Below are 15,174 nucleotides of genomic sequence, written 5' to 3' on the forward strand. Positions count from 1 at the left end.
TTTTATTTTTAGTTATAGATAAAAAATCCTATCCCGTTGTTGGAATAATCGTTCCTCCTTTCCTTTTTGTATCCATTAATTTTAAGAATTTAAAAAAAGCAAAGAAATAATTTAACTTTAGATGCGACAGCGCCATTGTATTTTTTAGTGAAAAGCGGTATTGAATAGTAAAATTAAATTTTTTGAGTTTTCATATTTCTTTTTTTATTCCTTATTTTTGAAGACTTTGATAAAAAATAAAATTAAATTTTAATGAATTGATAGCATATGCTATGAAACGCAAAATAATTACAGGATGCCTTTTTTTACTGACAGCCTTCATATCACATGCTCAGTATTCAAATCTTAAGTTTGAGAACTTTGATACTTCAAAAGGACTCTCCAGTAGTACCTGTGTTGATATTTTTCAGGATCATGAAGGATTTTTATGGTTTGGAACTATAGATGGACTGAACAAGTATAATGGATATGATTTCGAAATTTATCGTAATATCCTTGATGATCCCAATTCTATTAGCAATAATAGAATAACGGTAATAACAGAAGACAACAAGGGACGCCTTTGGATTGGGACCAGTAATGGTTTAAATGTTTTTGACAGGGATACAGAGAAATTTTATAAGATTAATTTAGATCAAAAAAAGAAAGAAAGCGCAAATTTTAGAGAAGAAATCAACGGGCTTTTGTATCATAAGATTGATAATTCACTTTGGGTTGCCGCCAAAAATGGTGTTACCAAATTATTGTTAGATGATACCCAGAGCGGGACTTATGATAAGATTAAGTTTACTCATTACGGTTATAATTCAAAAGATCCGCAATCGCTGGACAGCAATGATGTAACGAGTGTTATTGAAGACAGGAAAGGAAATATTTGGTTAGGAACGAAAGGAAATCATCTGCACAGATATAATCCTCAGACCAATAATTTTACAAGGTTTCCTATTGATTTTAAAGGAAGCCAATATTTGAATCATCTTCCAAAACGAATTCTAATTGACAAAGACGGGGATTTTTGGATAGGCAATGATATTTCGAGTTTGTTTCTCTTTAATGTACATACAGGGACTTTTAAGAATGTTTCTCCTTTAAATAAAAGTGTTCCGATTTTTCATCTTTATCAGGATAAAAAAGGTGTTGTCTGGGCTTCAACAGACGGAGATGGTATTTTTCTTCTGGATAAAAACAAAGGTTTGCTGCAGCATTTACAGCACAATCCTTTTAATCCTTTTTCTTTGTCTAATAATCAGGCTTCTGAAGTTTTAGAGGATAAAAATGGAATTTACTGGATTGCTACTTATAACACAGGACTTAACAAGCTGGCTATTTCTAAAACTTCTTTCGGACATTATTTTTATAAGTCAGAGAGCAATGAAGGTTTGAGCGCTAAGATAGCACAATCTGTTCTTCAGGACAGTAAAAAAAGAATTTGGATAGGTACTGATGGCGGCGGATTGAATCTTTTTGATGAAAAAAAAGGAACTTTCAGGCATTACAGAGCCAGGGCAGGTGATCCAAATGCACTAAGTTCAGATAAAATTGTAAATTTAGTTGAAGGAGATAATGGTGTTTTGTGGGTTTGTACCTGGGATGGCGGACTCAATAAGTTTTATACAGATTCAGGTAAGGTCAAACCGTATCAATACAGTAAAACGAATCCTTTTTCCATTGGACAAAATACGGTTTGGTGTGCCAAAAAAGATTTAAATGGTTATTTATGGCTGGGAACTTCCACTGGCGGATTAAATTTGTTTGACCCTGTATCTGAAAAATTTTATCACTACAAGAATCAGCCGGGAGATTCCAGGAGTCTGATAAGTAATTTTGTATTTTCACTTTTTATTGATTCTAAAAACAGGCTTTTTGTAGGGACTTCCCAGGGCTTATGTGTTATGAGTCTGAATACTATAAAAGGTCGGATTCCTGATAAAATTAATTTTAATGAAATTAAAATTAAAAATATTCAGGGAAATCGCATTAACTATATCACTGAAGATTACAAAAAGAACATATGGGTAGGGACTGATATGGGATTGTATGAATTGGATACGGCATTAAATTTACAACATTCTTATTCTTCATTAAATGGTTTACCAAATAACTTAGTTGTAGGTGTAGAGGAAGATAATAATAAAAATTTATGGATTACCACCAAAGGCGGATTGTCATACTTTAATCCTAAAACAGGGGTTTTTAAAAATTTTAATACCCATGATGGATTACAAGGTACTGAATTTCAGAGTAAATCTATTGATAAAACGCAGGACGGGCGTATTATAGTAGGGGGAATAAATGGATTTAATATTTTTAATCCTAATGATATTTCGTTAAAATCAAATGTTGTGAATCCTGTAATAACCGAAATCCGGCTGTTTAATAAAAAAGTGAGTCCGGGAGAAGTTATTCATGGCAGGGTATTGTTAGACAGGGCAATAACAAAAATTAAAGAAATAGAACTCAAATATAATCAGGGTTATATTTCGTTTGGTTTCGTGGCACTCAATTACCAGAATCCTGAGAGAGTTAAGTATGCCTATAAACTTGATGGATTGGATCAGGGATATATTAATGCAGGTTCTGGCAGGATTGCTAATTATTCTAACCTGGAACCGGGCGATTATACTTTTGAAGTCATCGCAGCTATTGATGGGCAGTGGGATCAGGCAAAAAAAACGGCTATCCGTCTAAAAGTTGATTCACCGCCTTGGAAAACCTGGTGGGCCTATTGTTTTTATATTTTAGCATTTAGCTCGCTTTTATATTTTGGGGTGAATTATTATACCAGAAAAATCCGGGAAGAAAAAGAACAGGAACTGGATCAGATGAAATTGAACTTTTTTATCAATGTATCTCATGAATTCAGAACACCTCTTACTTTGATTTTAAACCCTGTTGATAAGATTCTCTCTTCGTTTAATGATCCGGAAGAAGTTAAAAAGTCGGCGTTGATTATTCAAAGAAGCAGCAGGCGCCTGCTGCATCTGGTAAATCAGCTTCTGGATTTAAGGAAAATGGATCTGGGTAAAACACCATTAGAAATCAGCAGGATAAATATTGTCAAGTTTAGCAAAGATGTTTTCTTGTTATTTGAAGATTTGGCCAGGGCTAAAGGAATTCAGTTTGTGTTTGATTCTCCAAAAAAAGAATTCTACGGAATGTTTGATCCTGATAAAATTGAAAAAATTCTAAGTAATTTACTTTCAAATGCTATTAAGTTTACTGATAAAGGAGGTACAATAACATTGTCCCTTTCAGAATCAATGCAAGAGAAAACAACTTCTTTATTATGGTTTTTTAAAAAATCAAAAATGGAAAGAGTTTTGGAAATGAAAGTTAAAGATACTGGAATTGGACTCAGAAAAGAAGAAATTAATAAAGTGTTTCAGCGATTTTTTCATCCTGATAGTACTAAAACGGGAACAGGAATTGGATTAAATTTTATTAAAAGTTTAGTCGAATTGCATAAAGGTGAAATTTTAGTAGAAAGCGAATACGAGGTTGGAACCACATTTATTGTTAGAATACCTGCGGATCTTCAGGTTAATAAAAAGTCTTTAGTTAATTCGCATCAGGCAGGTAACTATGAAATTGATAGAAATTCTTTAATCTCGGCTGAATATGAAATTGCCATATCTAATGAAGATGAAGCGTTTGTTTCGGTAGATATTGATAAAGAAGGTAACAGGTCGGTGGTTTTAATTGTAGAGGATAATAAAGAGCTGAGAAGCCATTTAAAGAATGAACTCAGCAATCAATTCCAGGTTAAAGAGGCTTCTAATGGTTTGATCGGACTGGAGAAGGTAAAAAAATATTTTCCTGATATTATTATCAGTGATGTTATGATGCCTGAGATGGACGGTTTTGAATTATGCCGTCAGGTAAAAAATGACTTAGAAACCAGTCATATTCCTGTTATACTGCTTACGGCAAGAAGTCTTGAAGAAGACAGGATTGAAGGTTATGATACAGGTGCAGATGAATATCTTTCAAAACCATTTAATATAAATGTATTAAAGGCAAGAATTAAAAATTTACTCGAAGCAAGAAAAAGAGCAAAAGAAAGGTTTGCTTCTATTGGCAGTATACTGCCTTCCAGCGAAATTGCTACTAATTCACTAGATGAGGCTTTTTTAGATAAAACAACCAAAATTGTGCTGCATCATATTTCAGATCCAGACTTTGCATTAGAGGATATAATTAAGGAACTAAGCATTGGAAGGTCACAGTTCTATAGAAAGATAAGTTCTATTACAGGACAGAACCCAAGTAATTTTATAAGAACGATAAGACTCAAATATGCTTCAGAATTATTATTGAGCAAACAGTATTCGGTTAAAGAAATTACCCATATGTGCGGTTTTAACTCTTCGGCTTATTTTACTAAAACCTTTAGGGAGCTCTTTGGTTTAACTCCTACACAATTTGTAGAAGGTAAACCTGAGAAATAGGGGGAGAAAAATAACAATGTTTTGAGAACCTGATTAAAAAAAAAATAAAAAGCTGGCTTTAATTAAAAGTCAGCTTTTTTTGTGTCTTTTTGAAAAAGATAACAGCTGTTTTTAACAGTTTAGTTAAAATTTCGAATGTGCTTTTTTATGATATGAAATGCCAAGCTGTACTTATTTCTTATTTCAGGCAAACATAAACCGTAATTAAAAATCTTTATTTCACACTTAAAATACATAATTAATTCAAGTTGCTGGTTTAATAATTCAATAAATAAATCGGCTCTAAAAAAGTTTAATCCCTACGGGCAATGTCATTAAGTTAAGAGTAAATCTATAAAATTACTTAACAGTTTAATTAAGAAAGTAATTAGAAAAATCAGTTTTTATCAGCGTTTTCGCTTTAGCGAATCAGTAAAATCAGCGTCTAATTGTGATGCGGATAAAACAGATTTACTTCGTAAAAACGTTGATAAACACGGATCTGATTTGCAATAATTTTATTTTCTAAAAGCTTAACTTAATGACATTGCCCGTAGGGACTACACTTTATAACTAGCAGCTTTATTACGATATGATGCGATTTGTATTGCATTTATAGTGGTTACAAATTTTTTAAGATAGAATTTAATGTTAAATGATTGTTTTTAAAGATGATAAGTGATTAATAATAATTTATTTTTTTTAGATATAAAATATGGTATAAGAAAAAAAAGTAGGTATTTTTTTTACAATGAATAAAAAAATGGATGATAATTTATCTATAATGAATTATAATTTATCGTTTTAAAAAGTTGTTCATCCTAAATTTGACAATGTATTAACGAAGAAACTTAACAATAAAGTAAAGAAGATTTAACAGAAAGAGATTTGTATAATTTACGCAATCGTTATAATGTTTTTTTGCTTTTAAGAGAAGGGATTTTTCAAGTTCTTGTTTTTATAAAAATAAGTTCTGTATAAAAAAGAAGGAATATAAATGCAAGTCTGCTTTTTTATAATTGTTTGTTATTTTTTGAATATAATAATGCGGGTTTGGTTTACCTGTGAGTTTAAGTAGAGAGCCGATCTAAACAATCGGCAGGCAGCTGTCGGGGTTAAATAGCCGACAGCTGACTTAACCTCAAAAAACACCCCTCTTATAGAGATAACGGTAATGATTATATAAGGATTTATATAAGAATATGGTTTTAAAATCTTAACAGCTATTCTAATGGAAAATTTAAAGGATATAATAACAATAAGTGATTATTCAAGAGTCCGCAAACATAAACAAATTGTAAATTCTGTTTTGAATGCTACTCGTACAGGGTCATTAAAATTTAATGATAAACTGCCGTCTGTTAATGAACTTGCATTTGATCATAATGTTTCAAGAGATACAGTAGTAAGGGCGTATGCTTTTTTGAAAGAAAATAATATTATTGAATCCATTCCGGGAAAAGGTTACTATTTAAAATCAGCCTGTGAAGAAATAAAAGCTAAGGTGTTTTTATTGTTTAATAAACTGGGGCCTTATCAAAGGAAAATTTTTGATGCGCTTAGTTATATTTTGAACGAGACCGCTGTTATTGATTTTTATGTTTATCAGAACGATTATGAACAATTTAAAAAGCATATTATAAACAGCAGGTCTAAAGAATATACACATTACATTTTAAATGCAAATTTTGACGAAAAAGAAGATGAAGTGACTGAATTTATTAAAAATGAAATACCTCTTGAAAGATTGATTCTCCTGGATAAAAAAATGGATCATTTAGGAAATGTAGCATGTATATATCAGGATTTTGAAAATGATATTTATTCAGCTCTTGTCGAACTGAATCCGTTATTGAAAAAATACAAGGCTATAAAATTAGTGTTTCCTAAGGCTGCCAAACTGCCAGCAGGAATTAAAAGAGGTTTTTTAAAATTTTGCATTGAGTCCGGTTATGAATTTGGAATTGCTGCAGATGCCGCCAGTGAAAACCTGGAAAAAAATACGGTCTATATAAGTGTGGAAGAAGAAGATTTGATAGAGCTTATTAAACAGATTAGGAATAATGATTTTACAATTGGAGAAGATATTGGTATCATTTCTTATAATGATTCTTCTTTAAAAGAAGTTCTCGGAATTACAGCCGTCTCAACAGATTTTGAACGACTGGGAGAACAGGCAGGTTTAATGGTTTTAAGGAATGAAAAAGAGCAGATCAGAAGCAGCTTTAATATACAAATCAGAAACTCTCTTTAATCTATAGTTCAACTTAATAGTTTGTTTAGCAGCTGTTTTTAAAGAGTAATGACCACTCAGAATAGTTCATAACACTTTTATGGATTTTTATTACCAATGCTGCAGACTTATCTAAAAAAACTCAAACGATATCGCTGGAGATTTTTTTTAAATAACACATGACTAACAAAACTAACTAAAATACTAACCAAAAATTAATTGTTTATGACTAAACCAAAAATCAATCAGTTTAAGCTGAAATTTTTATCAAAACCGGCCTTGCTGGTATTGTTGTTTGGGTGTAGTGCTGCAGGTAACCTGTATGCCGGTTCCAATACGACCCATAATTTAAGTTTAAAAGAAACAGAATTAGAAAAGGTTCTGCAGGATATTATAGTAAAAGGAAAAGTTACAGATTCTGGTAAACTGGGAATACCAGGGGTAAACGTAGCTATAAAGGGACAAAAGGGCGGAGTAAGTACTGATTTTGACGGTAGTTATACTATAAAGGTATCATCTGCCGATGCAATACTTGTTTTTACTTCGGTAGGCTTTAAGACTCAGGAAATAAAAGTAGGGAATTTAACAGATAAAGTTATTGATGTTATCTTACTTGAGGATGTATCAAGTTTAAATGAAGTGGTGGTTGTGGGTTACGGAACTCAAAAGAAAGCGGCTGTAACCGGCGCAGTTGAGCAGATATCCAGTAAAGTTTTTGAAGACAGGGCCGTTACAAATGTTGGATTAGCCCTTCAGGGGCAGAGCCCGGGACTTGTAGTAACCAGAAGTTCTTCAAGACCTGGTAATGAGGGAATTGCTTTTCAAATACGTGGGGCAACTTCCATAAACGGGGGAAGTCCTTTAGTAATTATTGACGGCGTACCTGCCTTAAATAATTTTTCATTCCAGAATATGAATCCGGATGATATCGAAAGTATCAGTGTCCTAAAAGATGCTTCGGCTGCAATTTATGGGTCCAGAGCGGCAAACGGGGTAATCTTGGTAACAACTAAAAAAGGTAAGGGGAAGTTAAAAGTAGATTTTACCAGCAATATTCGTTTCACAGAAAATGGAATTACAAATTTTTCTGCCTCATCAACTGACTACGCTAAGATTTGGCTTGCAGCAAATAAAGAAGAAAAGACACCAAACTGGTGGGCATGGATTTCAAAAGAAAATATGGAAATGATGGCCACAGGCAAAGAAGGAATTTATCCAACACAGTTTTGGGGGGATGTGTTTATTGGCAATGGAAACCGTATTGACGAAATGTTTGCACAAAGATATTCTTACCAATATAATTTAAGTATCTCTAGTAAAACAGATAAATCAGGATATCGTCTTTCGTTTGCAACTGCTGATAACCAGGGAAACCTGGCAACTGCTTATGACGGGCAGAAGCAATATAATCTGCGTTTTAACTATGATTATAAATTATCTGAAAGAATTAAGCTTGAAACAGCGATAAGCTTTATAGATGCCATAACAAAAGGCCCATCTGTGGGACTGGATGAAACTTTATATGCTAATGATATGCCTTTCTTCCCTGCTAAAAACCCGTATGGGCAGTGGAATGCAAATTTTGGAAATGTAGGTAACAGGAATTCAGCAGCAGCAACATCAGATGGTGGAAGGGATAATAAAACTTCACTGACCAGCAGAGTTGATTTTAAAGGGACCTTTAATATCCTTAAAGGGTTAGATTTAGAAGGAATGGTATCTTATCAGAAAGAAGATTTTAATCAGGAAAGATATGTAATCCCGGTTCAGCTTTATGACTGGTATGGTAATAAATCAGTAGAAAATCTTGCAAAAACAATTCAAAGTGCTTCAAACCCTGGTTATAAAACCAATGATTATGATTCATTTTATCAGTATTATTCAGCTTTGCTGAGATATAATGCAACATTTTGGGGCCGCCATCACATTTCGGCGGTTGCTGGTCTCAATGCTGAAAAAACTCAAATCAGAACCTTATCAGCGACCCGTGCTTTTTTTACAGACCTTGGAGTGTATGACATAAATGCTGCCGATCCTGTGACTCAGAGTAACTCGGGTGGAAAATCACAATTTGGGAACTATTCATACCTGGCGAGATTAAGCTACGATTACGATGAGAAATATTTAGTATCAGTTTTAGGACGTATGGACGGTGCGTCAAACTTTGCGCCAGGACATAAATTTAAAGATTTTGGTTCTGTCGAATTAGGATGGGTATTTACTAAAGAGTCTTTCCTTAAAGATAACTCTGTTCTAAATTTTGGAAAAATAAGGGTAAGTACAGGTGTTATGGGTAATTATGCAGGAATAGGAAACTACGATTACATCTCTGCAGTAAATATGGGAACAATAGTTTTAGGAGTTCCTCCAGCGCAGCAGACCAGCAGTTCTCTGGCAGGCAACGGGCTTATTAGTTTAGACAGGGAATGGGAGAGAGTGTCCCAAAAAAATATAGGTATTGACCTCGCATTTTTTGACAACAGATTAACAGCGAGCTATGATTATTTTATGAAAAGTAATAAGGGAATGTTAACAGATGTACTTTATCCGGCAGTTTTAGGAGGTGCAGCTCCCAAAACCAATAGCGGTGAATTGAGTGTTGACGGATGGGAAGCTGTTATTGCATGGAAAGACAGGATAAAGGATTTTTCATATAACGTTTCTTTTAATATTGGGGACACACAAAGTAAGCTGATGCATAAAGAAGGAGCTGATACTTATGGCGCTGGTAAAAATAATGTTAATGGATTTCCTTTAAATTCATGGTTTTTGTATCAGACAGACGGCTATTTTAAAGATCAGGCAGAGGTTGATGCTTATTATGCTTCTTATGCTGCCGGAGGTCAGGAAATGACCAGAGTAGTAAAAGGAACTGCTTCAGAATTACGACCAGGTGACACAAAAAGAATTGATTTGAATGGAGATGGTATTATTACCGGTGCCGGAAGTAAAAAGAGCGATCTTAAATACATGGGAGATGCTAATGCCCATTATGTATACGGATTAAATTTGGGGGCGTCATATAAAGGATTTGATTTTCAGACTTTCTTTCAGGGTGTTGCAAAACAACAAATTATGCGTGCGGGATATTTAGCGTATCCATTTTCAACTATTTATACAAATCAGCCTACTAATTTCTTAGGTAAGACCTGGACTGAAGAAAAACCCGATGCAGAATTCCCGCGTTTAACAACTAATACTAACAGAGCAAACTGGAATTATGCATCTAACAGCTTTATGTTAGAAAACAACGCATATATCCGCTTGAAAACTTTAGTTATTGGTTATACACTTCCTAAAAGTTTAAGCGACAGGGCAGGATTAGAAAGAGTAAGATTCTATTTCTCTGGTAACGATTTATGGGAAGCTGTTAAAATCAAAGACGGATATGATCCTGAGATGGGTGAAACATCTCAAAATGCCGGTTACCCTTACTATAGAACCTTATCTTTTGGTTTAAATCTAGGGTTTTAAGAAAATTTTAAAAATAGTAATATAAAAAATATAGTATGAAAAAGTTAATATATATGACTTTGATAGGGGGATTGACATTAGGCCTTTTTTCATGTCAGGATGATTTTTTAGATCTTAAACCTCAAGATACCTTTAACGATGCATCCTATTTTAAAAGAGCATCAGATTTTAAATCTTATTCAACAGATTTTTACAATCAATTAATGGGATGGAGATCTCCATATGGGGGAAATGAAATCTATAATCATATGGATTTCTCATCAGATCTTTCAGTTTATTTTAATTTTCAGTCAGATGTGGGACGAGGCACAATTGCCCCGGGGAGTAGCGATAACCGCTGGAATAATCCTTACGCATGGATAAGAAAGGCTAATACTCTTCTGTCAAAAGAAGCAGATTATCCAGGTAACAAAAATGATATTGCACAATATATTTCTGAAGCATATTTCTTCAGGGCAAATGCATACTATTCTTTGTTAAAAACTTTTGGCGGCGTACCTATTGTGACTGATGTCCTTAATATAAATTCACCTGAATTGCAGGCACCCCGCAACAGCAGATATGAGGTTGTAACACAAATATTATCAGATTTAGACAAAGCAATAGCTAATTTACCTATAGAGTCAGCGATAGTAGCAGCTGATAAAGGCAGGGTTAGTAAATGGGCAGCAAAAGGATTAAAGGCAGAGGTAGAATTATACGAAGCTACCTGGAGAAAATATAATGGGACTACTACAGATTTTGAAGGTTCAGGCGGTCCTGCTTCAAATCAGATTAATGATTTTCTAACTGATGCTGCGAATTTATCTAAAGAAATAATAGATAATGGAGGATACTCATTGTGGAATTATAATTCTACTGCGGGTATGATAAACGAGAGTTATTACTATCTGTTTAGTCTGGAAGATGCCGGCAGTAATCCCGCAGGTTTAACAAAAGCATCAAATAATGAATTTATTCTTTACGGAGTTTATGATGTAACATTAAGAACAGGAAACCAGAATTTATCGCTTACGTCGCAAAATGCAGGATCGAGTAGAAAAATGATGGATATGTTTTTATGCACAGATGGTCTGCCGCCTTCTAAATCTCCTTTGTTTCAGGGATATCATGCAGTTGGAGATGAATATAAGAATAGAGACTTAAGACTTTTGGGTTATGGAGGAGCTGCACCAGCTTCAACATCTTTAACTACCGGAATTGCAGGTTATGGTAATAGAAAATTTGTTGCTTATAAATATGGTACTTACAGAAATGCCAATCAGGAATCTGCTAATTATCCAATTATAAGACTGGCTGAAATATATCTAATATATGCAGAAGCATTATTTGAAAGAGACGGAGCAATTACTGATGCTGATTTGAATATGTCAATCAATAAAATAAGAGCCAGAGCAGGTGTTGCTTCTTTGACAAATGCATTGGTAAGCTCTAATGGTTTAAATATGAAAGATGAAATTAGAAGAGAAAGAACATTAGAACTATACCGTGAAGGGTTTCGTTATGATGACTTGAAAAGATGGGGAATTGCCGAAGCAGAGCTCAATCAGTCAGTTTGTGGCCAGGTAGTTGGAGATGCATCATATAGTACTCCATACAAAGATGCTTTAGGAAATCCAACTGCAGCTTATAAGCCTTCAACTTTTACCTGGGGAGAAGAAGTTGTAAATACGGCTCAGGGACCATTGAGATGTGTAGTTGTAGATGGTAAAAGCAACCGCGTTTTTTCTAAGAAAAATTATTTATGGCCAATTCCGCTAGATCAGAGAAATTTAAATCCTTCTCTTAAACAAAATCCGGGTTATTAAATAAAATAATCCAGCCGGCAGGTATATTTTGTATAGCTGCCAGCTTAAAAAAATATTCATCTTAAATTTTTAATTATGAAAATACAAATTAAAAAGGGTATCGGGTTCGTGCTGTTGGCAGGTTTATTGAATCTGCTGAATGGGTGTGAATCAGATGCTAATTTCAAAATTCAGGAATATCCGGAGCTTTCAGTAAGTGATTTTTCTCCTGCGACTGCTCGTCCTACACAGGAGATTACAATCAATGGTTCTAATTTCGGAACATTAAAAAATGCTGTTACTGTCTATTTTAATGGTATAGCTGTTCCTGCCGCTAATATAAAAAGTGTTGAAGATAATAAAATTGTTGTAACCGTTCCTGACAATGCACAAAGTACAGGTAAAGTATCGGTAAAAGTTTGGAAGTTTACCAAAGAGCTTCCGGGCAGCTTTACTTTCATTCCAGGTGGTGTAATTACAAATGTGACACCTTTGATGGGTTTAGAAGATGATATAATTACAATAACAGGAAAGAATTTTGGTACTGTGAAAAGTGATATAAAAGCTGCTTTTGGAGGAGTTTATGGTGAAGTTATTTCAGTTACCGATACAGAAATTCAGGTAAAAGTTCCAAAAGGAGGTATTACAGGTACACTTAATGTTTATGTGGGATTACAGAAGCTTGATGCAGGATTTTTCTTAGTCGATGCAGTAAAGATATCCGGCACGATTATCGGAACTCCTGGTTCGTGGAATAATAATGAAGCCACTACAATTGCTGCAGCATTTGATGGAAATACAGCAACATTTGTTGATGGAACAGGAGCTAGTAATTATTATCTGGGATATGATTTTGAAGCATCAGCGGCAGCTACTTTAAAAGCAGTTCGTTATTATCCCAGAGCAACTTATGCAGCAAGAATGCTGAATGGTAAAATTTATGGTACAAATGATCCTTCTAAAGTGGGAACTAATGGAGGAACTTTGCTGGCAGCTATTTCTACAACACCTATATACGGCTGGAATCAGCTTATAATTTCAGATACCTCAACCAGTTACCGTTATATTTATTATTATAATGAAACTGCCGGTAATGGTAATAATGTAGCAGAAATTGAGTTTTACGGAAAAAAAATATAATTAGCATGTAGTTAAGTCCTTGGGGAAATTAGTTTCTATATGTACCCCGGGGACTTTCTATTATACACATATGTTTACTGCATAAACTCAGTCTAAATACCGGGAAGTATTGCCTGATATAAAAATTCATTAAGAATTATTTTTTTAGGGCCTAATGCAGACAAATTCTTTATTACACAAATAAAATGTATAAAATAAGTAAGCCTTTAGTTCAGTCAGTTTTAATTGTTATTAGTCTTTTTGTAACCTCAGGCTATTCACAGACCGTTAATTTTAAAACAGTATTAGAGAAAAAACTTTTCTCTCCTGACAATAATTATGAATTCGTATTGGAGCAAAAACAAAATTCATCAGGAAAAAGTATTTTTTCTTATCGCTTAAATTTTAAAAACAAAACAGTTTTACTGGATTCAGGGCTAGATATTAAATTAGATAATAGTGCATCTGAATGGGCGCTGGCCATTAAAAATACTCCCTCAGGAGATTGGATGGATGAGCTGATTTTAAAAGAATCTAAAAGTAAAAGTATTGATAGTTCCTGGACTCCATTATACGGAGAGCGAAAAATTATCAAAGAAAAATACAATGAAATTATTTTAACCTTCGAGCAAAAAGTTTCTTCTAATTATAAAATGGATCTTCAGATCAGACTTTATGATGAAGGCCTTGCGATGCGTTATTATTTTCATGATAATCCAACAGGAATTTATTATAAAATTACACAAGAAAATACCGAGTTTACTTTTCCAGACAATACAATGGCTTGGTTTGAGCCGTGGGCACAAGGGCCATTTACACTAAAACCATTAAAGGATTGGACGGGTCAGAGTGTTCGCCCCTTAACATTAGAATTAGAGAACGGATTATATGCCTGTTTGGCTGAGGCCAGTATGGTAGATTATGTCAAAATGAACTTTGACTTATCGAAGACTAAAAAAAATACCCTGAAAACGGTTCTTTATGAATCAGTAGACAAGGTACCTTATTTTGGCACTCCCTGGCGTGTTGTCATGGCTGGAGAAACTCCCGGAGAACTTATCGAGAATAATGATTTATTACTTAATCTCAATGAGTCTTCGAGAATTAAAAATACCTCTTGGATAAAGCCGGGTAAGATTGTCAGAGATTTATCTCTTACGGAGAAAGGTGCCAAAGCGTGGATTGATTTTGCAGCAGCACATAATCTTCAATATGTTTTATTTGACTGGAAATGGTATGGGCCAGCCTTTACATTTGATTCAGATGCAAGTAAAGCAGCTATTGATTTGGATTTGCCTGAAGTGATTCGCTATGGAAAAGAAAAGGGTATTGGAATTTGGCTTTATGTAAATCAGCAGGCATTACTGAAACAAGATGCCCAGATCTTTCCTATTTATAAAAAATGGGGCATAGCAGGTATCAAATATGGCTTTGTAGAAGTTGGTTCTCACAGATGGACTACCTGGCTGCACGAATCAATTCAGCGTGCGGCTGATAATGAGCTTATGGTTAACATCCACGATGAATTTAGATTAACAGGAGAACAAAGAACCTGGCCAAATGTTTTAACAGTTGAAGGCATAAGAGGAAATGAAGAAATGCCCGATGCAGACCACAATACCACCTTGCCTTTTACAAGAGGCATTGCAGGTGCGGGCGATTATACGGTTTGTTATTACACTCCAAGAATTAAAACTACCCATGCACACCAATTAGCCTTATCGGTAGTGATGTACAGCCCGCTGCAAACATTGTTTTGGTATGATACCGCGGCCAATTATAATGGTGAACCCGAAATTGAATTTTTTGATAAAGTACCAACAGTTTGGGATGATACAAAAATCTTAAATGGAGAAATAGGAAAATATATCACTACAGCAAGAAAATCAGGCAATGAATGGTTTATAGGAAGCATAACAAATAATGATGCCAGAACACTTGAACTAAATTTTGATTTTCTTGAGGGAAATAAAAAATACAAAGCAAGAGTATACAGTGATGATGAAAAAGTTAAAACAAAAACACAGGTTGCTTTAAAGGATATAGTGATTAAAAAAGGATCAAAATTAAAATTAAACCTAAAAGCCTCCGGAGGAGCTGCGATTTGGATCAGCGAAATTAAAAACTAAAAACA

At 34.1% G+C, this 15,174-nt stretch carries 6 protein-coding genes; all 6 read left to right on the forward strand.

Going from position 1 to position 15,174, the window contains the following annotated elements:
• Positions 1-272 precede the first annotated feature (272 nt).
• The 6 genes from LUU93_RS08470 to LUU93_RS08495 all read left to right on the forward strand — a co-directional run bounded on the left by LUU93_RS08470 (position 273) and on the right by LUU93_RS08495 (position 15,169).
• A complete protein-coding gene (locus tag LUU93_RS08470) occupies positions 273-4,448 on the forward strand; it encodes a hybrid sensor histidine kinase/response regulator transcription factor (protein ID WP_232680303.1) in 4,176 nt (1,391 codons plus the stop codon).
• Positions 4,449-5,658: 1,210 nt separating this feature from the next.
• A complete protein-coding gene (locus tag LUU93_RS08475; RefSeq protein WP_232680305.1) occupies positions 5,659-6,681 on the forward strand; it encodes a GntR family transcriptional regulator in 1,023 nt (340 codons plus the stop codon).
• Positions 6,682-6,885: 204 nt separating this feature from the next.
• Complete coding sequence (locus LUU93_RS08480; protein ID WP_232680307.1) at positions 6,886-10,134, forward strand: SusC/RagA family TonB-linked outer membrane protein; 3,249 nt, start codon at positions 6,886-6,888, stop codon at positions 10,132-10,134.
• Between the two features lie 35 nt (positions 10,135-10,169).
• Positions 10,170-11,942 carry a RagB/SusD family nutrient uptake outer membrane protein gene (locus LUU93_RS08485; RefSeq protein WP_232680309.1) on the forward strand — a complete coding sequence of 591 codons (1,773 nt, stop codon included), beginning with the start codon at positions 10,170-10,172 and terminating at the stop codon, positions 11,940-11,942.
• Positions 11,943-12,017: 75 nt separating this feature from the next.
• On the forward strand, positions 12,018-13,061 hold the full coding sequence (locus LUU93_RS08490) for an IPT/TIG domain-containing protein (protein WP_232680311.1): 1,044 nt from the start codon (positions 12,018-12,020) through the stop codon (positions 13,059-13,061).
• Between the two features lie 185 nt (positions 13,062-13,246).
• Positions 13,247-15,169 carry a glycoside hydrolase family 97 protein gene (locus LUU93_RS08495; RefSeq protein ID WP_232680313.1) on the forward strand — a complete coding sequence of 641 codons (1,923 nt, stop codon included), beginning with the start codon at positions 13,247-13,249 and terminating at the stop codon, positions 15,167-15,169.
• Positions 15,170-15,174 lie beyond the last annotated feature (5 nt).

It is taken from the genome of Flavobacterium soyae (assembly GCF_021245985.1).
In the GTDB taxonomy this organism is placed as follows: Bacteria; Bacteroidota; Bacteroidia; order Flavobacteriales; family Flavobacteriaceae; genus Flavobacterium; species Flavobacterium soyae.

Excerpts from the sequence above, each read along its gene's own strand:
- LUU93_RS08470 (WP_232680303.1), top strand. The coding sequence starts at position 273 with ATGAAACGCAAAATAATTACAGGATGCCTTTTTTTACTGACAGCCTTC.
- LUU93_RS08475 (WP_232680305.1), top strand. The coding sequence starts at position 5,659 with ATGGAAAATTTAAAGGATATAATAACAATAAGTGATTATTCAAGAGTC.
- LUU93_RS08480 (WP_232680307.1), top strand. The coding sequence starts at position 6,886 with ATGACTAAACCAAAAATCAATCAGTTTAAGCTGAAATTTTTATCAAAA.
- LUU93_RS08485 (WP_232680309.1), top strand. The coding sequence starts at position 10,170 with ATGAAAAAGTTAATATATATGACTTTGATAGGGGGATTGACATTAGGC.
- LUU93_RS08490 (WP_232680311.1), top strand. The coding sequence starts at position 12,018 with ATGAAAATACAAATTAAAAAGGGTATCGGGTTCGTGCTGTTGGCAGGT.
- LUU93_RS08495 (WP_232680313.1), top strand. The coding sequence starts at position 13,247 with ATGTATAAAATAAGTAAGCCTTTAGTTCAGTCAGTTTTAATTGTTATT.